Here is a 20,735-nt window from a genome sequence, read left to right as displayed (position 1 = left end):
TCTCTAGCCTTCCTTCTCGATCGTAGTTAAGCAATCGCGTAGGATAGAACCATACTCGTATTTGCCTGGACAAACGAAGGTACATAACGCTAAATCTTCTTCATCAAGTTCAAGCGCGCCCAATGAAATTGCACTGTCTAAATCACGTGCAATTAAGTCACGTAATAATAAAGTAGGCAAAATATCTAACGGCATTACGCGCTCGTAGCTACCAATTGGTACCATGGCACGTTTTGAACCACCTGTTGACGTTGTCATTTTAAATAAACGACTTGGTGCAAGGTGAGAAAGGAATGTACGCGTTACAGAGAATTTATCACTACCTGGTGCAATCCAGCCAAACAATTCTTTTTCGCGACCTTCAAGTAAAACAGATACTTGAACGTGGTAACGACCTAAGAATGCATGAACACCGTTTGAAATAGAACCCGATAGAACAGAACCAGAAATAACGCGGTTATCTCCGTCTTCTAACTCACCAGCCACTAAATCATCCAATGAAGCACCTAATTGTGTTTTCACTAAACGTGGGTTTTTAACGCGAGGACCTGCAAGCGAAATAACACGATTTGTGTAAATTTCACCAGTAAGGAATAAGTGACCATACGCAATAACGTCTTGGTAACCAATATGCCAAACTTGTTTGCTAACAGAAACTGCATCAAGATGATGGATATGAGTGCCAACGAGGCCAGCCGGATGCACACCACCAAACTCATGTACTTCTACTTGAGCTATAGATGAGCTAGGAACTTGGCTGCCTGCTTTTTTACACACAAATACTTTGCCATCGGTCAAACGCGAAACAACTGCAAGACCCGCTTCAAATGCTTGCGCATTTTCTGCAATAATTACTGCAGGATCTGCAGCTAATGGGTTTGTGTCGATTGCGGTCACAAAAATAGAACTAGGATTTGCATCCACAGCCGCTACTTTGCTGAATGGGCGAACACGAAGTGCTGTCCATTGACCAGACTGGATAAGTACTTCTTTGGCTTTTTCGCGCTCTAAGCTCGGAAGCTCGTCTGCTTTGAAAGAGTCAAAGGTGATTTGCTCACTGCCTGCTACTTCAATAACAACAGATTGCAGCACACGTTTAGCACCACGATTTATTTCTTTTACTGTACCAGAAGCTGGAGCAGTAAATAGGACGCCTGGGTTCTTTTTATCTTCAAAAAGTACCTGGCCTTTTTTGACTTGGTCATCCACACGAACATGCATGGTTGGACGCATACCGATAAACTCTTCGCCAAGCACAGCTACACGTTTGACAGCAGAACCGTCATGTATAACTTGCTGTGGCGCGCCCTCTAAGGGTAAATCCAGACCTTTTTTTATGTTGATCATACGCACTTGCATTACATTAAAGGAAAGAAACTGAAAAATCGTATCAACCACGTCGCCATTTGAGTTATTCCAAGTTATATCAAGGTACAAAAGAGCAGCTTGCTAGAGATATCAAACAAGCAACGTAGTAAAACTCATCACATATTGTCGAGATTTTAACATCATTTTAGATGACTATGCGAGTGTATTTATGAAAATTATACGACAGAAACACTTATTTAGTTTTGTTAAGTGAATTAAATAAAAATCAAGCTAGACCAAAGTGGTAGCCTAAGCAATTATCATTCCTGATTTCATCGTAAATTCAACAAATCGCATAATACAAAAAAAGCCGCGATAGCGGCTTTTTATAACTAGGGCCTGCTGACCTTTCATGATTAAAATTTGTTCAATCTAGGGACTATTTAATCGCGGCGTGAGGTTTGTAACCTAGTGGGCTAAGTAAAAACCGAGCAAAGCTTCCGCGTCCTGCTCACGCCCCTTACCTACATCCATGTAGGCAACAAAGAGTAAATAGCCCCTAGGCAGAACCCTTTGGGCAGCGCATGTTTGGCATTTATTCCACGTTATCGCCCATTTATGGGGAATAACCACACTACATAGGCTCTGCCTTGCCTAAATACCAAACAGACTGCTGCAAATTTAACCTCGAAAGATAAACAGGCCCTAAGTTCTGTTAGTCAATCATATTGGCAATTGGCTTAACTGAATCTACATCTTGATCGTAGTCAACACTATCTATACCAAAACCAAATAAGCGTAAAAACTCATTATGGTAACCAACATAATCTGTTAACTCATCAATGCTGCTTGTATCTACTTTATCCCAAACAGCTTGCACGCGAGCTTGCACGTCGTCTTCTAGCTCTTTGTAGTTTTGGAATAAATGTCCACCGTCGTCAAAGCGAGGTGATTCACCATACAAGTTTTCACTAAATAAAGCGTGAATTTGCTCAATAGTGCCTTCGTATGTGCCATCTGCTTTCATAACTTTAAATAAAGCAGAGATATATAGCGGCATAATAGGAATAGCAGAACTTGCTTGCGTTACCACAGCATTAAGTGATGAAACATATGCCTCACCATTTAAATCTTTTGTTGATTCTTTAATAGCAGCGGTTGCACGGTCTAGATCTTCTTTAGCCTTACCAATAGTAGCGTGTCCGTATATTGGCCATGTTAGCTCTTTACCAATATAAGTGTACGCAGTCGTTTTAAAGTTATCGGCTAATACATCCGCTTCTTTTAATGCGTCAATCCACATTTCCCAATCTTCACCGCCCATTACTTTAATGGTGTTGTCGATATCGTCTTGGTTTGCAGCTTCAACAGTAATTTCATCAATTTCACGCTTTGATGTATTTAAGTTTTTAGTAGTAACGGCATTTCCAATTGGCTTAAGCGTAGATGAGTACACTTCGCCCGTATTTGGGTCTGTACGACGAGGAGACGCTAAGCTGTAAATAATACAATCTACTTTGCCCAAATCTGCTTTAATAGTGTCGATTGCTTTTTGTTTAATTTCGTTAGAAAACGCATCGCCATTAATATTTTTAGACCAAAGGCCTGCTTCGTCTGCTGCATCTTGAAAAGCAGCGGTATTGTACCAACCAGCAGAACCTGTTTTGCGATCTGTACCTTCTTTTTCAAAGAAAATACCTAATGTTTTAGCACCACCACCAAACGCAGCTGTAATGCGCGAAGCCAAGCCGTAGCCTGTTGATGCGCCAATAACTAATACATTTTTTGGTGCATTTTTTAATGCGCCTTGTTGTTTTACATAGTTAATTTGTTCTTGAACATGCTCTGCACAACCAGCTGGATGTGCGTTTGTGCAGATAAATCCACGAATTTTAGGCTTAATGACCATTGATCATCCTATATCTTTTACAATAAAAATTAGCGCTAGTTTAAAGGCTAATACTAAAAACACTGATCTGATCAGTTAACCACAAGTGTAACAATCAAATCGCTATTAATTATTTAAGCTAATTTAGAGCCGCCCATACAATTAGGTGAATCAGGTGCCTCACCGCCCTGCTCTGTATACTCATCGGGTGTATATGTATGAATTGCAAGTGCATGAATATGATTTGCTAATTCATCTTTTAGAATTTCATTAATTTCACGATGGCGCTGCAATAAACGTTTACCTGTAAAACCTTCGCTAACCACTATTACTTTAAAGTGTGATTCAGTGCCCGCACTGTGCATATGGCTTTCGTTAATTACGTTTAAATGTTTACACGCAATAGCGTTGCTTATTTTTTCTTGGATCTGTTGCTGCATTGACATAAAAGACCGTTTTAATTAGCTAATTTATACACTTACTATAACAATTTAACGCAGCGCTTGGCTAACTAAATTGCTTTTGTTTAATGTGCTTAATAAATCGGTAAGTTAAACTTATTCGGGGATGTGCAAGCGTTGTTTGCTTAGGTATTGCATGTTGATAATCTCGCTGGCTATGTCCATTCATTATTAAACAGCTGCCACTTTGTAATTTTAAGTCGGTTACTTTATTGCTCGCCTTGTGCTTTAACTTTAGAATCCGATCAGCTCCTAGAGAGACACACACAATTGTTGGTTTATCACCAAGCTCTATTTCATCATCACTGTGCCAGCCCATCGTATCATTACCATCTCGGTAATAATTAACGAGTAATGAGTTTAGAGGCTGATTTAAGTGCGCCTCTAAACGCCTTCTCATATTAAGTAACAATTCATCCCATGGCTCTACTATTTGCTTACTACTTGAATAGCCGTATTCAATATTTAAATCGCTCATGAAGCATTGTAGCCGTGGAATAGGCCCCGTTTTACCATAAACAGTTACATCGGGTTGCTGCCAACGTAGGTTTTTTTGCAAATAATAAAATAGATCGAGACTTTTTTGTGCACTAAGTGCCCTACTTTGATAAGAAAAGCCATTTGGTAACTGTTGGGGGTTGGCGTTTTGCCGTTGCATGTTAGAATTTACCTACATTAGATTACTGATCAACGAACCATTATGACGACGCAAGCCCAGCTAGGCGATAAAACCTTTATTCTTGAACGCTTTCCTTTGGATCAAAAAAACCGCAGCTTACAAGCGTGGGATTCGGCAGATGAGTACCTTATCAATTATGTTAACGAACATCACCCTGATTGTCGCTCATTGCTTATTTTAAACGATAGCTTTGGTGCACTTGCTTGTTATTTTAATAAGTTAACGGTTTGTTCAGTTAACGATTCTTATATTAGCCACCAAGCTGCGGCTTATAACTTACAAGAAAACAAACTGCCTACAGCAGATTTTACACAATTAGATAGTTTGTCTGCATTACCGCAGGATGTTGATTTAGTACTTATTAAAATCCCTCGTAATGTAGGTTTTTTACAGTTTCAGTTAAGTGAACTCAGTGAAGTCCTTGCACCTGGTACGCCTGTAATTGCCGCAGGTAAAACAAAAGAAATTCACAACTCAACAATAAAATCATTTGAGCAATTTATTGGTGAAACAAAAACGAGCCTAGCAGTTAAAAAATCCCGTCTTATATTAAGTACAGCTAAAGGCGGATATAAAGCAGCAGATTTCCCTGTAACGTGGGAGCTTGAAGGTACTGAGTTTAATATAACAAACCATGCAAATGTGTTTTCGCGTGATTCGTTAGATATTGGTGCACGCTTCTTTTTTAACTACTTACCAGAAACACCAAAAGCTAAAAGCATTATTGATTTAGGCTGTGGTAACGGAGTTGTTGGATTAATGACGCTTGCTCGTTGCCCTAATGCATCAGTTACCTTTGTTGATGAGTCTTACATGGCAGTAGAGTCGGCTCGGTTAAATGTAGAAATTAACCTAGGCGATAAATTTGATAACTGCGAGTTCATCGAAAACGACTGTTTAACAGGCTTTGAAAGAGACAGTGTAGATATGGTGCTTTGTAACCCTCCATTTCACCAAGCTCAGGCCGTTACCGACCATATTGCTTGGCAAATGTTTAAACAAGCAAAAGATACTTTAAAAGAAGGCGGTGAGCTGCGTATTATTGGTAATCGTCATTTAGATTATCATGATAAATTAAACCGTATGTTCGGCAACTGTAAGTTGTTAGGTTCAAACAAAAAGTTTGTCGTTTTAAGTGCAACAAAAAATAGTGGAATGCTATAAATGAAAATAACAAACATTATAATTGGGTGTTGTGTATTACTGATACTTGGTGGCTGCGCGAATCAGCCTAGCCAAGTAATACTTAACCCTGTTTATAAAAATGGTCAAATAAGCACTATAAATAGTAGCTTAAGTACTAGTGTAATTGATTTACGTGGCGATACATCAACACTTAAACTTATTGAGTCAGACAAAACTAAAACCTTTGCAAGCCAAGGTATTACCAGCTCTATTAAAAGTGTGTTAGACAGCGCCCTAAGCCGCAATGGAGCCAGTATTTCTAATTTAGCAACGGTTCGCTTTGAAGTAGATATTCATGCATTGCAAGCTGTTGTAACCGAAAAGCTAGTGAGCCATACCAGCGAAGCCCACATAGAACTTGGCGTGCGTGTTATTCGCGCCTCAAGTAACTTTAGTAAAGTGTATAGAGGCAGTGCTAATTTAGAAGGCCCATTTAGTCATGAGCGAGCAAAAATAGAAGGTCAGCTCAATAAGTTGACTGAGCAAGTTATTACCCGCATTGTATCTGACCCTGAATTAATAGAATTTTTAGAAGGTTAACTATGAAACGACTTTTTTTAATCTGCTTAGGCCTATTTTTTAGTGTAAGTAGCTTAGCAGCCCAAGAAGGCCGCTTTGTGCAAAAGGACAACATTTTTCCACGCGTAGAAATTGTAACGTCAATGGGTAGCATCGTGGTTGAACTAGATCGTTCTAAAGCGCCCATCACAGTCAATAATTTTTTAACTTACGTGTCAGACAAAAGTTATCAAGGCAGCGTTTTTCATCGCATTGAGCGCGATGTAGAAAATGATCGCGACTTTGTTATTCAAGGTGGCGGTTACGATAAAGACTATGATGGTCTACATGAAAATGACCCTATTTTTAATGAAAGCGGTAACGGTTTAAAAAACGATATGTATAGCATTGCTATGGCCTATCAAGATAGACAACCGCACTCAGGAACTCGCCAATTCTTTTTTAATATGGATAATAACGATCACTTAAATCCAGGGAAAGATTGGGGCTTTGCTGTATTTGGTAGCGTAATGGATGGTTACGACACGCTTGATAAAATTATGACTGTTGAAACCGGTTTTAATGAAAAAATTGGCTACGATTTCGTACCTAAAAAACCTGTTGTCATCTTAAACATTAAAGTGCTTGAACAAGTCCAACTATAATTTTTTAAGAGCAGCTTAGCTGCTCTGCATCAAAGCCAATGAAGGCCCTATGAGCAAATCTCTCTCTATTAGCGAATATTTTTCTTACTTTAAAGACAAACGCTTAATCCACATTTTCATATTTGGTATGAGTAGCGGTTTTCCGTGGGTTTTAATTGGCTCTGTTATGTCTGCTTGGCTAAAAGATGAAGGGCTAAGTCGCAGTATGATAGGCCTATTTGGCATTGTATTTGGCGCATACAGCATAAACTTTTTGTGGTCACCACTCATTGACCGTACAAAACTTCCTATTTTATATAAATGGCTAGGCCAACGTCGCAGTTGGATACTATTTTGCCAAAGTTTTATTTTTATTGGCACCTTGCTATTAGCAGGGCTTGATTTAAAAGCTAATTTGGCAATTGTTGCTGCGATTTGTTTATTAATCGCCATTGCTTCGGCTACTCAAGACATTGCTATTGATGCCTTTAGAATAGACACCCTAAGCGAAAGCGAATCACACAAAGCAACCGCTGCAGCAGCCATGGCAACTTCGGGTTGGTGGACAGGTTATGCACTTTTAGGCGCCATTCCATTTTACATGGCCGATATCCCCTCGCTCGACTGGCCACAAATTTATTACTTTTTAGCTGCCGTAATGCTGCTGTTAATGAGTGGAGCACTTTTTGCAAAAGAGCCCGAAACTAACCGCGAAGCAGTACATGCCGAGCTTGAGCGTGTGTACCTTGAAAAACTGTCCTCTACAAAACAAACTCCTTTAACAAAAACTGTTGCGTGGCTTGCGGTAACCGTTATTGATCCCTTTAGAGCTTTTTTTACTAAAAATGGCGTTAAAACAGCACTAGCATTACTTGCGTTTATTTTCTTATTTAAAATAGGCGAAGCTTTTTTAGGGCGCATGTCGATTGTTTTTTATAAAGAAATTGGTTTTAGTAATAGCGATATAGCTACATTTTCGAAGGTAGGTACAGCGGTACTTACAATCATATTTACCTTTGTTGGCAGTTTATTTAATCAAAAATATGGCATTGTTAAGGGTTTATTTGTAAGTGGTATTGCAATGGCTGCTTCAAACTTAGCCTTCTCGTGGATTGCTTTAGTTGGCCCTGACCTAAGGCTGTATGCCTTTGCTATTGTTATTGATGGCTTTACGCAAGCGTGGTCGTTGGTCGCTATGGTGGCCTTTATATCGATGTTATGCGATAGAGCATTTAGTGCAACGCACTATGCATTATTGGCGTCATTAGGGAATTTAGGACGAACATTGCTTTCAAGCTACAGTGGTGTAGTAATTGATGATTGGTTAATGGGAAATTGGTCGCTGTTCTTTATTTTAACAGCCTTAATGGTTTTACCTTCGTTGATATTTTTATATCTGATTAGGCATAAGTTGTATGAGCTTGAGAAGAATTACCACAAAAATATTTAATGCATCCCTGCATTAACATATTGCTTAGCACTATCAAGTGCCCCTTAAAGTGTACTAAGCAATTATTGAGTTAATCTACTTTTAGCAAGCTAAGTGCTTCATGTGGATCAACTTCTAGAGCTGTACAATAGCGAACAAACTCAATGACATCTAAACGGCGTTCTTGATTTTCAATCTTGCCGATAAATGAATGAGGCGTTCCAAGCACTTGTGCTAGGCTTCGCATTGTATGACCCTTTTCATGGCGCTTAGTTTTAAGCCACTTTGTTAGCTTTGCATTTTCTTCAGAAGAAACTGTTTTGCCCATCATTTTACATCTCCTACTAGATGATTTGACGTACCCATTAAAGCAGTAGTTTCTATCAATAGCCGTAGGCAGGTAAGCAGTCATACTTTCAATAGCAAGCTATTGCTTAATAAAGCATGTGTTGCTACTCACTCCACCAACACAGCTAAAAACTACGCTAATAATATGGTAAAGATTTGTTTTTATTGAGAATGAAATTTTGCCCGTCTCATTCTTGGATACATTATATACTATTAACACTTTGGTTAAATAATTAATTACATACTCGGTACAAAATCAACCTGAACGAACATTTATAAACACTGAATATTTAACCTAAGTTATCAGAAAATATTAAAAAAATAATATTACCTTCATAAAACAGCTTAAAAATATTTATAACATATTTGTTCCTTTTTAATGTTACACGTTTATTATTAAGCAATAATTTGCACTAAAAAGGCCAAGTAATGTTCAGACTTCTTTTTTTATTACCTATCGTGTTGTGTTTAGGTTGGTACTTTTTTTTGCGCCACAACGGCGTACCAATTAAACAAGGTAAAAAAGGCTTTATGTATATTTTAGCGTTTTCAGCCTTTGTGCTCGGCTTTTTTGTATTGATAATGCAAATTACCGAATACGCACCAACTGATTTGTAGGCATTAAAAAAGCCGCAAAAGCGGCTTTATTCTATTTAGCGTTTGGCTGTTAAACGCTAAAGCTTGCACCACAACCACAAGTTGTTGTTGCATTTGGATTAGATACAAAAAAGCGTGCGCCTTCTAATCCTTCAGTGTAATCAACCTCACCATCAACCAAATATTGAATACTCATTGGATCAATAACGAGTGTTACACCATTTTTTACAATTTCTAAATCGCCAGGATTCGCTTTTTCATCAAAAGTAAAACCATATTGAAAACCAGAACAACCACCGCCTGTTACATAAACACGCAGTTTTAAGTCTGGGTTTTCTTCTTCGTCGATTAACTGTTTAACACGAACAGCAGCTGCATCGCTGAACTTAATTGGTAATTCTTCAGACATTTTAAAACCCTCAATATCGCAATGGCGTGATTATCTAATACCCGAGTGTTTTAATCAAGTATAGTAAAACAACTCTTTCCTCTAAGTTATATCTATAAATTAGTAAAAAAGTGGCCAAACATTAACTAGCTAAAATAATACTTAAGCAAACTAAAAGCGACCTTTATACGCTATAAACTCATTAAATATTTTAGTTATAGGCAATAGGTCTTAATCTTCATTGCAAATTGTTAATATAAGTTACGAAAATTTCAAAATCACAAGGACTTAGCTAAACTCTTTTGCTAAAATGCTGATGAAAAATACAGCGAGGAATTATGCATGTGGCTTGAGCAACTCAGGCGTCGGCTGGCAAAACCTAAAACATCTGTACAATTATGCTTATTAGGCGTAGTTGCCGGATTAATTGCTGCATTTTTTATTATTTTATTTCGCTTAACCATTCTGTTTTTCCAAAGCTTATTTTTAGAAACACCTGACGACTTTACTACCCTACCAACACTTGAACGTGTACTAATGCCTTTAGTTGCTGCATTACTAATAGCCACGTTTGCTGCCTTTACTGGGTTTAAACATTACCGCTTGGGTATCCCCTTCGTTATACACAGAATTAAACGTCACTACGGGCAAATGCCTTTATACAATACGGTTAATCAATTTGTTGGTGGCGCACTTGCTCTCATTAGCGGTTTTTCAGTTGGCCGAGAAGGGCCTTCCGTGCATATGGGCGCAACTGGGGCAAGTATTTTGGCAGATAAGCTGCATTTACCGCATAATGCCATGCGTACTCTAAGTGGTTGTGGAGTAGCGGCAGGTATAGCCGCGTCGTTTAATACTCCACTCGCAGCCGTTATTTTTGTAATGGAAGTGGTACTTCGTGAATATAAAGTACATATATTTGTACCTATCATGCTTGCCGCTGTTACTGGCGCACTGGCAACACAGTTTGTTTTTGGTGAAGGCTCAGAGCTTGCACTCATTACCATAGCGCCATTGAGTGGTTGGCATTACCCTTATTTAATATTATGCGGCATGGCGCTGGGTGCTATTGCATTTAGCTTTAATCAAAACTTAATGCTAATTATTAAAACATTTAAACCTTTAAGTATGTTCCCTCGTTTATTAATTGCAGGGTGCATTGCCAGCTTAATAGCTTACGCAGTGCCTCATGCTATGGGCTCTGGTATGAGCGCAATAACTATCGCGGTTGAATCTCCTGATGACGTAAAGTTACTCACAACTATTTTAATCGCTAAACTACTTGCTACATTGTTTGCTATCGGTTTGGGTATTCCGGGCGGTTTAATTGGTCCGGTAATTGGACTTGGCGTATTAATTGGTACATTAATGGCCTTTTTTGCTCAATATATTAGCCCGGGCACTGATATAGCGGGTACTTATGGCGTGTTAGGTATGGCCGGATTAATGGCCGCCACATTGCATGCGCCACTAGCTGCTTTAACAACGGTCATGGAGCTTACATCGTCACCTGAAATAATTGTTCCAGCTATGCTTGTGATCACCACGGCTTATGTAACAGCATTACAGTTTTTTGGAAATCGCTCCATATTTTTGCAGCAATTAGATTTTCAAGGATTACCGTACCATGTATCTCCCGCTACTGAAGCATTACAAAAAGTGGGGATAATGGATGATATGGATGAAGACTTTAAATTGCTTTATTCAGACGACAAAGTGCAAATAAAAAGCACATTAGATGCCATGGATAGCCAAACTCCGTTAATTGTTTTTGACGAAGAAAATGGCTATCGTCTCGCTGAATACGATTTAACGCTAATGTCTAATGAAACAATAAATATAAATTATATTAGCTTGCAGGGCATCAGTAGTCAGGCCACCCTAGCCGATGCTTTCGATATCCTAAAAGATAAAAGAAGTGGCGCGCTTTACGTTTATAACCTTTTAGATAATCAACAAATTATGGGGCTATTACGCTGGGATCAAATTCATCATATTTTAACCATTCGTAACAGCTTACTTTAAACAATAAGGACTATTATGAGCGCATTATTGATTTATAAAACACTCCACATATTTTTTATGATTGCGTGGTTTGCCGGTATTTTTTACTTGCCTCGATTATTTGTATATCACGCTATGAGCGAGGAAAGATCATGCAACTCTATGTTAAAAGTTATGGAGCGCAGACTACTTTATTTCGTTACCCCATTTGCTGTATTAACCGCTGTATTTGGTGTATTAACCATTGTTGAATATGGTCGTGATTGGTTTAGATACAGTATGTGGTTGCACTATAAACTAGTGCTTGTGATCATATTATATATATACCACGGCTACTGTTTTAAGTTATTAAATGACTTTAAACATGACCGCAACACTAAGACAGACCGCTTTTACCGTATTTTTAATGAGCTCCCAGTTATTGCGTTGCTCATCATAGTGGCGCTTGCGGTAATAAAACCTAATTTATAAGCTTTGCGGCGCATGTTAAACTTCGCTGCAATTTACAATACTTGCTTTAACACGCGCGATTGCGTGCTCCATTTATGGATTATCGCGCCCATTTGATTGATTAGGAATAACCCCATGTTAAGTTTCCAAGGTGAGCATATACTGTCTGTAAATCAGCTAGACAGAGACTGCATTGAACGTATTTTTGCAGTAGCAAAAAAAATGGAGCCTTATGCTAAAAAGCAAAAGCAAACAACGGTGCTAGAAGGCGCTATTTTAGCTAATTTGTTTTTTGAACCAAGCACTCGTACACGAGTTAGCTTTGGCACCGCCTTTAACTTACTTGGCGGTGGCGTACGTGAAACTACAGGTATGCAAAGTTCAGCCCTTGCTAAAGGTGAGTCTCTTTACGATACCGCCCGCGTTATTTCAGCCTATGCTGACGCTGTTGCTATGCGCCATCCTGACGCAGGCTCAGTAAGTGAATTTGCTGACGGCTGTACTGTACCCGTTATTAATGGCGGCGACGGCCCAAATGAGCACCCTACTCAAGCATTACTTGACTTATTAACCATTGAGCGCGAATTACATCGTTTTGGTCAAAATATAGATGGTATGCATATAGCGCTTGTGGGCGATTTAAAGTATGGCCGCACAGTGCATTCTTTATCTAAACTATTGTGCCATTATAAAAACGTAAAGTTTTCGATGGTCGCGCCTGACGGCTTACAAATGCCAACAAGCATTTTAGATGCAGTAGAAAATGCTGGCCATAAAATTGAGCTAGTAAATAAGATGGAAGGTAATTTAGCAGCCGATATTGTTTACCAAACACGTATTCAAGAAGAGCGTTTTCCTTCGCAAGAAGAAGCAAATAAATACCGTGGCGGCTTTAGGATTAGCCAATCTATTTACAGCGCCCACTGTAAGCCTAACTCAGTATTAATGCATCCTCTTCCACGTGATAGTCGCTTAGAAGCCAACGAGCTTGATAACGACTTAAACAGTAACGACAATTTAGCAATATTTCGCCAGGTACAAAATGGCGTATTAATTCGTATGGCACTGTTTGCTTTAACACTCGGCGTAGAAAACAAAGTCGATAAGTATGAAGTAGACGTACCTTGGTTTAGCCGCAAACGCGACAGCTAACCCCCTTTTAAGTGACAATTTATAGGATTTTTCATGACAATTAGCCAAGACTTATTTGAACGCGCCCAAGCTTCTATTCCTGGTGGCGTAAATTCACCAGTTCGTGCTTTTAATGGTGTAGGCGGTACGCCACTATTCATTACAAAAGCAGAAGGCGCGTTTACATTTGATGCCGACGGTAATCGTTACATTGATTATGTTGGCTCTTGGGGGCCTATGATCATGGGCCATAACCACCCTGCAATTAAACAAGCCGTACACGAAGCTGTAGAAAATGGCCTTAGCTATGGCGCACCAACTGAAGCCGAAATATTAATGGCTGAAAAAGTAAAAGAGCTAGTTCCATCAATCGAAAAAGTACGCATGGTTAGCTCAGGCACTGAAGCGACAATGAGTGCAATTCGTTTAGCACGTGGCTTTACCGGTCGCGATAAAATATTAAAATTTGAAGGTTGTTACCACGGTCACGCTGACTCGTTATTAGTTAAGGCAGGCTCTGGTGCACTAACAATGGGTGTGCCTAATTCTCCAGGTATTCCTGAAGACTTTGCTAAGCATACACTTACAGTTTCGTTTAATAATCTAGATGAAGTAAAAGCTATTTTTGCAAAATACGCAGACGAAATTGCCTGTATTATTGTAGAGCCAGTAGCCGGTAACATGAACTGTATTCCACCAGTGCCTGGATTTTTAGAAGGTTTGCGTGATGTATGTGACGAATATAAATCAGTACTTATTTTTGATGAAGTAATGACAGGCTTTCGTGTTGCACTTGGCGGTGCACAAGCTTATTACAACATTAAACCAGATCTTACGTGTTTAGGTAAAGTAATTGGCGGCGGCATGCCAGTTGGCGCGTTTGGTGGTAAAACTGAAATAATGGATTACATTGCGCCTGTAGGACCAGTTTACCAAGCAGGTACTCTTTCTGGTAACCCTATTGCAATGGCTGCAGGTTTAAAATCACTTGAGCTATTAAGTGAGCCTGGCCTTCACGATAAGTTAGAAGCTATTTCAAAAGCAATTTGTGAAGGCTTTGAAGCTGGTGCTAAAAAAGCCGGTGTTGCGCTAACAACTAACTATGCTGGCGGCATGTATGGATTCTTTTTTACTGATGCTGAAAAAGTAACAACATATAAGCAAGCAACTGAGTGTGACCTAGAGCGCTTCAAACGTTTTTTCCACCTTATGCTTGAAGAAGGCGTTTACCTTGCCCCATCTGCATTTGAGGCTGGTTTTGTATGTGCTGCACATACTGAGCAAGAAGTAAAAGACACAATAGCGGCGGCGGAACGCTCGTTTGCTAAACTTTAAGCTAAAAATTACTATTTATACATTTGTAACCACTTGTTTTTAAGTATGTAATTAAGACTAAAGATTGAAAAAAGCCCGAAAGGGCTTTTTTTATTTGTAATGTACTATAAATGAATGATAATTAAGCATAACAAGGTCTATTCACCTTTACCCTAATTACAAAAAATACAAGAGAGCCTTATGTCAGGATTACGCCAATTTTCTTTTCCCGCTATCCAGCTAATGGCAAACTTAAAATACAAAACTAAAATCAGCTTAATGTTTGGAATTTTACTCGTTCCTCTAGCACTTAGTTTGTTTTTTTTAGTCTCGTTATTAAGTGAAAGTATTGCTGTTTCAAAAATGCAGCAGCAAGGCTTAAAAGGCTACAGAGCTATACTTTCAAATCAAATGCAGGGAGATACGAATCAAAATATAAAAATAGCTCGCTCACTCGGCTTTGACATAAAAGATGATCAAGCCAATGAAGTACTTGAACTTGTTTCTATTCAGTCTAACTTAGCATTAGATAGCCAGTTAGCTAGTGCTTATGTAAACCGCTCTTTAGTCACGCCAATTCCTGCACTTATAATGCAAATAAACTCAACAGCGCAAAGCGCTAATACTGTTTTAGCTAGTAACCGTTTTACGCCCGATACGTTTATAGCACTTTCAAATTTTAGTAAGTCACTTCCTTTATACGAAAAACAACTCGATAAAATACTCAATGTAGCCACCAGTGCAGATAAAGCAGTAAACAAAGCGCTCATGCCTCCTTTAACTAATTTACACAGTGCTGTGGGTGCATTTAAAAAAGCGATAGATGAAAAACTACTTGAGCCAGACGATATTCTATTAACTCAAGCAGAGTTCACTAAGCTAACAAACAACGTTCACAGTAGTATTAATCAACTTGTTAGTAAGAGCATTCCAACACTTGAGAGCCTTATTGAGGCAAAACTACAAACTCAACAGTGGACACGAAATCTTGTTTTAGCTGCCTCATTGATTAGTTTGCTATTTGCATTTTATTTAATGATTGGTTTTTATTTTGCAGTTGTTGATACCATTAATCGCTTTGCTGATGCCGCGAATAGAGCCGCGAATGGCGACTTAAATGCAACTATCGATTCGAGCACTAATGATGAAATGGGAATTATTGCATCGCGCTACAACGCATTACTTAACGCATTTTCACATTTATTATTTGATGTTAAAGCAAGTACAGAAGAGCTATGCGATGCAACTAAATCGCTATCACATGCGAGCAGCCAAACAAGCAATGATGTTTCAAAACAGCAAATTCGAGTCAATGCCATTTATAATGCACTAAGCGATATGGCTCAAAACGCACTTGCAGTTGAAGAGTCTGCGCATCAAGCTACGCTTACCGCGCAAGATGCTGCAGCTCATGTGAAACAAGGTTCAGACAATACAATGGAGCTTGCTAAATATATGCAAGACCTTCAAATTGAATTTGCAGAGAGCCAACAAGCGCTCGATAAGCTAGCACAAGATAGCCAAGAAATTAGCAAAGTAAGTAAAGGGATCAGTGAAATAGCCGATCAAACAAACTTGCTTGCACTTAATGCCGCTATTGAAGCCGCGCGAGCCGGCGAGCATGGCCGTGGATTTGCCGTTGTAGCTGATGAGGTAAGAACACTTGCTCAGCGTACACAAACACAAACCCAAGAAATACATCAAATTATTAGCTCTTTACAACAAGCATCTGACGACACCCAGCAAAAAATGCGCTCAAGTGTTGAAAAAATGGAGCAATCAGTAAAAGCAGCCAATCAAACCAATGAAGTATTGCAAAGTGCAGAGCAAAGTATGGGCGATATTAAACATCAAGGTGAAGTAATTGCAGAGCGTGTTAAACAGCAATCAAATGCAACAACACAAGCATTAAATGATTCGCAAGAAGTGAGTAATTTAGCAGATCAAACGCTAACATCGGCTCAATCAACGCTACAAGATGCACAGCAATTAAGTCGCTTATCTAATGATTTAACCAAATCAATGCAGTTTTTTAAATCTTAATACCAATTCGCTTAATTAAGTGATCTATTTTGAGGGAAGAAAGTCGTGTCGATAACAAGGCAAAAATTTCGTTATTTAGCTGTTCTATATCAGAAATTTTTAACGTAGTTCACGTCAGATTTAACCCCTCAAATTGATTAAGTATTATTACGGATTGGTATAATTACGTTAACTACAACTTACAACAAAGCCGCTAAATAAGCGGCTTTGTTGTTTAAAGTAATCTTAAATTAACGAATACATTGTGGTCTTGGCTCGAACTCACTCGCTCTAAGCGGTAGCTGAATCACCTTGCCACATCCTGGTGGTGCCTGCTTACCCGTTTGCTCATTTACAAATGCCCAGCGAATTGATGGTGGACGAGTATCTGCTATTGCTTGTGGGTTAAGCGGCTTTAAGTAACGAATATACGCTTCTAATGCGCCTACGCTGCCTGTTAAACCTGTGCTTTTGTTGTCGTCTCGACCAAGCCACGCAACAGTCACTGTATTTTGATCAAAGCCTGCAAACCAACTATCACGTAAATCGTTACTGGTCCCTGTTTTACCAGCGAGCTGGATTGACGGAAAGTGTAAATTTAAGCGTTTAGCAGTGCCATCTTTCGTTACGCGTTTCATCGCGTATTTGGTCATATACATTGCAGATTTATCAAAACGAGGCTCTGCATTTACTTTATGCTTATAAAGTACTTTACCAACCGAGTCAGTTAATGCCGAAATTGCAGTGAGCTTTTTATATTCGCCATCTGCAGCAATTGTTGTATAAAGCTGAGCCACTTCAAAACTCGACATTTCAACAGCTCCTAAAAGCAGCGATGGGTATTCGTCTATCGCCCCTGTTGCACCTAAACCTTTTAATGTATTTACTACTTTATCAACACCTACATCGAGGCCTAAATTAACCGCTGGGATATTTATACTGTTACTAAATGCTTTATAAAGAGGGATTGCACCACGGTATTGGTGGTCAAAATTTTCTGGTTGCCATACTTTACCTTGCTCATTTGTGACCTGTACTGGCGAGTCATCAAGCAAAGTAGCTAAATTATAATGTGGCAATTGCAGTGCGGTTAAATACACGGCAGGTTTTACAAGCGAGCCTATATTACGTTTTGTGTCTAAAACACGGTTAAACCCTGAATAGCGAACATCGCGACCAGCAATAAGTGCAGAAACACCGCCTTTTTCTACATTAACAGAGATCATGGCTGCTTCTAGTTTTTCAGTTCTAGGGCGATTTTCCAAGTACGGTAAACTCTTTTCAATAGACTCTTCCATTGCTGTTTGCTTTTGCAAGTCAAAATAAGTAAATACTCTTACACCTGCATCAAGTGTTTGCTGATCTGGTAATAATTCATTTAATTCTCTGTTTACTAGCTCTAAATAGCCTGGGTATGATTTTTGTAAACTGGCTTTCATTGGCGCAATATCAATTGGGCGATTAAGCGATGCACGGTACTCTTTTGTGCTAAGTAACTTATTTTCGACCATTAGACGCAGCACTAAGTCCCTGCGCTCCATTGTGCGCTCTTTATAACGACGTGGGTTGTAATAAGATGGGCCTTTAACCATTGCCACCAGCAGAGCAATTTGATCGTACTCAAGCTCGTCTACCGGCTTTGAAAAGTAAAAGTCAGAGGCAAGCCCCATACCATGGATGCCTTGGTTGTATGATTGCCCTAGGTATACCTCATTTAAGTAAGCTTCTAATATCTGATCTTTTGAATAGCGATAATCTAAAATAAGGGCAATAAAGGCCTCATTTATTTTTCTTACTAAAGAACGCTCACGCGTGAGGTAAATATTTTTAGCTAATTGCTGAGTAAGCGTACTGCCACCTTGAACGGTGCGTCCCGCTTTAATATTTGAATAAAGCGCACGTAAAATAGAAAACACCGACACACCATGGTGCTCATAAAAATCACGGTCCTCAACTACCAGTAGCGTATCTTTAAGCATGGCTGGGAACTTATCTAGCGGTACAAATTCTCTATCTTGTTTAGAGTCGTTACCAATTCGCGCTATTTGCACAGGTTCTAGGCGAGCAGAGTTTAAACGCCTGCCGAACTTATCTTTAATGGTCGCAACTTTTTGCCCTGCAAAACGAAGTTCAATAATATGTGATTCTTCAAGGCCATCATAAAATTCAAAATCACGGCGATAAATCTTGATGCTATCTGCTGTTTTAACAAACTGCCCTGTTCTGCTTAATCTATTAACAGATGAATAATGTAAACGCTCTAATTCAAACACAACTTCTTGGCTTGATAAAAATTGCCCCGGATAAAACTCCATAGAACGAGCATACACTTGCGCTGGAAGTTGCCATTTATTACCTTCAAATATACGTGTTGTTTTTGAATCTAAATAAATGAAATACATTGCCATTGCAATAAAAACAGCCAAGCTGAATTTCCAAAACACTGACCATGTTTTTCTCATAAAAGAGCGTTTTACAGTGGGCTTAACTGTTTTTTTACTGCCCTTTGATGTGCTTTTTTTTGTCGTGCTTGACGATTTACTTGCACGTTTAGTTGCAGGTTTGCTGGTAGGTGTTTTTTTATTTTCGGCCATTTAAGTGTAATTTATTCCAAGGGTTATTCACGAGTGTGAGCTTAGCATATTGGGCATATCCTAACATCCGAAAAGTTAACCCCCCCTGAAACAAAAAAAGCCCTACCGAAGTAGGGCTTTGTGTAAACACACTATTATTTAAATAAACTATTAGCTATTTCGAACAGAAACAAACTCTGGGTAGGCTTCAATACCACAATCGTGTTGATCCATACCGTTTAGTTCTTCCTCTTCAGTTACTCGTATACCCATTGTTTTGTTAAGCACTGTCCAAACAATAAATGATGCTACAAATACAAAGGCAAGAATACACACTAAACCAATTAACTGATTAATAAAGCTTGCATCACCATTAGTTAGCGGTACTAACATAATACCTAATGCACCACACACACCATGTACAGAGATAGCACCTACTGGATCGTCAATCTTAACTTTATCAAGTGCTATAATGCTAAACACAACTAATGAGCCACCAAGTAAACCTAGTAAACATGCCATTAATGGAGAAGGTGAAAGTGGGTCAGCAGTAATTACAACTAAACCTGCTAATGCACCGTTTAATACCATGGTTAAATCTGATTTGCCCCAAAGTATCTTACATACAAACAGTGCAGCAATAGCACCCATTGCAGCAGCTGCATTAGTATTAAGTAATATTTGACCTACCGCAGTTGCGTTTTCTTTATCCGAAAGTAGTAATTGAGAACCACCGTTAAAGCCAAACCAACCCATCCATAAAATAAATGTACCTAGTGTAGCAAGTGGTAAGTTTGAACCTGGAATTGGGTATATTTCACCGTTTTTACCATATTTGCCTTTACGAGCACCTAGGATTAATACACCTGCTAGTGCAGCAGCTGCACCTGCGCCATGTACAATTGCAGAACCTGCAAAATCTACAAAGCCCATTTCAGATAAGAAACCACCACCCCATGTCCAGTAACCTTCAATAGGGTAAATAAAACCAGTTAGTACTACAGCAAAGCCAAGAAAAGCCCATAGCTTCATACGCTCAGCAACAGCACCCGATACAATCGACATAGCCGTTGCAACAAATACTACTTGGAAGAAAAAGTCAGATTCTAAAGAATGGTCAGCATCAGCAGCTTGTGTGCCAATTAAAGCGCCTATTGAAGGAATAAAACCACCTTCGGCATTGTCTACATACATAATGTTGTAGCCAACTAATAAAAACATCGTACATGCAATTGAATATAGCGCGACATTTTTAGTTAAAATTTCAGCTGTGTTTTTAGAGCGAACTAAGCCCGCTTCTAACATGGCAAAACCTGCTGCCATCCACATTACTAATATACCTGATATTAAAAAATAGAAGGTATCGAGTGAAAACTTTAGTTCTATTATTGTATTTTCCATGAGACCCCCTTAAATTGCTTCTTCGTCAAGTTCGCCAGTACGGATACGAACAATTTGATCTAAGTCGTACACGAAAATTTTCCCGTCACCGATTTTACCTGTTGATGCAATTTTAGTAATTGCTTCAACAACGCGTTGACAATTTTCAGTACGAGTTGCAATTTCAAGTTTGATCTTAGGAATAAAATCTACTTGGTATTCTGCACCACGATATAACTCAGTATGACCTCGTTGACGTCCAAAACCTTTAACATCAACTACTGTCATCCCCTCAATTCCTAAATCAGCGAGTGCTTCACGCACGTCGTCTAATTTAAATGGTTTTATGATTGCACTAATCATTTTCATAGCGGCCCCCTCGGACTCTTTATTGTTATCCTGTTGGGTTAAACAATCCAACCTTTGTGCCACTATT

The 20,735-nt window shown here is 39.0% G+C and carries 19 protein-coding genes; 10 read left to right on the top strand and 9 right to left on the bottom strand.

Going from position 1 to position 20,735, the window contains the following annotated elements; genetic code table 11:
- Positions 1 to 3: 3 nt before the first annotated feature.
- The 4 genes from QMA08_RS15440 to QMA08_RS15425 all read right to left on the bottom strand — a co-directional run bounded on the left by QMA08_RS15440 (position 4) and on the right by QMA08_RS15425 (position 4,315).
- A complete protein-coding gene (locus QMA08_RS15440) occupies positions 4 to 1,347 on the bottom strand; it encodes a Na(+)-translocating NADH-quinone reductase subunit A (protein ID WP_024596562.1) in 1,344 nt (447 codons plus the stop codon).
- A 676-nt stretch (positions 1,348 to 2,023) separates the two neighbouring features.
- The gene (fabV, locus tag QMA08_RS15435; RefSeq protein ID WP_138489515.1) at positions 2,024 to 3,217 is read right to left on the bottom strand and encodes an enoyl-ACP reductase FabV; all 1,194 of its coding nucleotides are present in this window, start codon (positions 3,215 to 3,217) and stop codon (positions 2,024 to 2,026) included.
- Between the two features lie 113 nt (positions 3,218 to 3,330).
- Complete coding sequence (locus QMA08_RS15430; RefSeq protein ID WP_024596564.1) at positions 3,331 to 3,642, bottom strand: BolA/IbaG family iron-sulfur metabolism protein; 312 nt, start codon at positions 3,640 to 3,642, stop codon at positions 3,331 to 3,333.
- Positions 3,643 to 3,703: 61 nt separating this feature from the next.
- Positions 3,704 to 4,315: an alpha-ketoglutarate-dependent dioxygenase AlkB gene (locus QMA08_RS15425; protein WP_039486798.1), complete on the bottom strand. Its 612-nt coding sequence runs from the start codon at positions 4,313 to 4,315 to the stop codon at positions 3,704 to 3,706.
- A 42-nt stretch (positions 4,316 to 4,357) separates the two neighbouring features.
- Here QMA08_RS15425 and QMA08_RS15420 point away from each other — a divergent pair, with 42 nt between their 5' ends.
- From QMA08_RS15420 to QMA08_RS15405, 4 genes are read left to right on the top strand one after another with little or no spacing between them, the layout of a single operon-like run.
- The gene (locus tag QMA08_RS15420; protein ID WP_290174865.1) at positions 4,358 to 5,500 is read left to right on the top strand and encodes a methyltransferase; all 1,143 of its coding nucleotides are present in this window, start codon (positions 4,358 to 4,360) and stop codon (positions 5,498 to 5,500) included.
- The gene (locus tag QMA08_RS15415; protein ID WP_002958905.1) at positions 5,501 to 6,061 is read left to right on the top strand and encodes a YajG family lipoprotein; all 561 of its coding nucleotides are present in this window, start codon (positions 5,501 to 5,503) and stop codon (positions 6,059 to 6,061) included.
- A gap of 2 nt (positions 6,062 to 6,063) precedes the next feature.
- Positions 6,064 to 6,684: a peptidylprolyl isomerase gene (locus tag QMA08_RS15410; protein WP_290174863.1), complete on the top strand. Its 621-nt coding sequence runs from the start codon at positions 6,064 to 6,066 to the stop codon at positions 6,682 to 6,684.
- A gap of 49 nt (positions 6,685 to 6,733) precedes the next feature.
- Positions 6,734 to 8,113, top strand: coding sequence for an MFS transporter (locus QMA08_RS15405; protein WP_002958907.1), 1,380 nt, complete (start codon positions 6,734 to 6,736; stop codon positions 8,111 to 8,113).
- 70 nt (positions 8,114 to 8,183) lie between these two features.
- Here the strand turns inward: QMA08_RS15405 and QMA08_RS15400 are convergent, their stop codons facing one another.
- A complete protein-coding gene (locus tag QMA08_RS15400) occupies positions 8,184 to 8,423 on the bottom strand; it encodes a helix-turn-helix transcriptional regulator (RefSeq protein ID WP_002958908.1) in 240 nt (79 codons plus the stop codon).
- A gap of 446 nt (positions 8,424 to 8,869) precedes the next feature.
- Here QMA08_RS15400 and QMA08_RS15395 point away from each other — a divergent pair, with 446 nt between their 5' ends.
- Positions 8,870 to 9,058 carry a hypothetical protein gene (locus QMA08_RS15395; RefSeq protein ID WP_024596569.1) on the top strand — a complete coding sequence of 63 codons (189 nt, stop codon included), beginning with the start codon at positions 8,870 to 8,872 and terminating at the stop codon, positions 9,056 to 9,058.
- Positions 9,059 to 9,107: 49 nt separating this feature from the next.
- Here QMA08_RS15395 and erpA read toward each other — a convergent pair whose 3' ends face one another.
- The gene (erpA, locus tag QMA08_RS15390; protein WP_002958911.1) at positions 9,108 to 9,446 is read right to left on the bottom strand and encodes an iron-sulfur cluster insertion protein ErpA; all 339 of its coding nucleotides are present in this window, start codon (positions 9,444 to 9,446) and stop codon (positions 9,108 to 9,110) included.
- A gap of 321 nt (positions 9,447 to 9,767) precedes the next feature.
- Here erpA and QMA08_RS15385 point away from each other — a divergent pair, with 321 nt between their 5' ends.
- The 5 genes from QMA08_RS15385 (at position 9,768) to QMA08_RS15365 (ending at position 16,367) form a co-directional block, all read left to right on the top strand.
- Complete coding sequence (locus QMA08_RS15385) at positions 9,768 to 11,450, top strand: chloride channel protein (protein WP_290174861.1); 1,683 nt, start codon at positions 9,768 to 9,770, stop codon at positions 11,448 to 11,450.
- 15 nt (positions 11,451 to 11,465) lie between these two features.
- Entirely contained in the window at positions 11,466 to 11,900 is a 435-nt protein-coding gene (locus QMA08_RS15380) for a CopD family protein (RefSeq protein ID WP_002958913.1), read from the top strand.
- 114 nt (positions 11,901 to 12,014) lie between these two features.
- Positions 12,015 to 13,031 (top strand): aspartate carbamoyltransferase, encoded by a 1,017-nt coding sequence (locus QMA08_RS15375; RefSeq protein ID WP_002958914.1) that lies wholly within the window; start codon positions 12,015 to 12,017, stop codon positions 13,029 to 13,031.
- Positions 13,032 to 13,064: 33 nt separating this feature from the next.
- On the top strand, positions 13,065 to 14,345 hold the full coding sequence (gene hemL / locus QMA08_RS15370; RefSeq protein ID WP_024596268.1) for a glutamate-1-semialdehyde 2,1-aminomutase: 1,281 nt from the start codon (positions 13,065 to 13,067) through the stop codon (positions 14,343 to 14,345).
- Positions 14,346 to 14,525: 180 nt separating this feature from the next.
- A complete protein-coding gene (locus QMA08_RS15365; protein WP_290174858.1) occupies positions 14,526 to 16,367 on the top strand; it encodes a methyl-accepting chemotaxis protein in 1,842 nt (613 codons plus the stop codon).
- A 230-nt stretch (positions 16,368 to 16,597) separates the two neighbouring features.
- On the opposite strand, the gene mrcB is transcribed toward QMA08_RS15365, so the two are convergent.
- The 3 genes from mrcB to QMA08_RS15350 form a co-directional block, all read right to left on the bottom strand.
- Complete coding sequence (gene mrcB, locus QMA08_RS15360; RefSeq protein WP_290174856.1) at positions 16,598 to 18,940, bottom strand: penicillin-binding protein 1B; 2,343 nt, start codon at positions 18,938 to 18,940, stop codon at positions 16,598 to 16,600.
- A gap of 150 nt (positions 18,941 to 19,090) precedes the next feature.
- A complete protein-coding gene (locus QMA08_RS15355; protein ID WP_149603073.1) occupies positions 19,091 to 20,320 on the bottom strand; it encodes an ammonium transporter in 1,230 nt (409 codons plus the stop codon).
- A gap of 9 nt (positions 20,321 to 20,329) precedes the next feature.
- Positions 20,330 to 20,668 (bottom strand): P-II family nitrogen regulator, encoded by a 339-nt coding sequence (locus QMA08_RS15350; protein ID WP_004587162.1) that lies wholly within the window; start codon positions 20,666 to 20,668, stop codon positions 20,330 to 20,332.
- Positions 20,669 to 20,735: the final 67 nt, after the last annotated feature.

Origin of the sequence: Pseudoalteromonas sp. APC 3355 (assembly GCF_030407615.1) — a bacterium.
Taxonomy (GTDB): Bacteria; Pseudomonadota; Gammaproteobacteria; order Enterobacterales; family Alteromonadaceae; genus Pseudoalteromonas; species Pseudoalteromonas distincta.
Note: the sequence above shows the minus strand (reverse complement) of the source record. Positions and strands in the feature narration are given on the sequence as shown.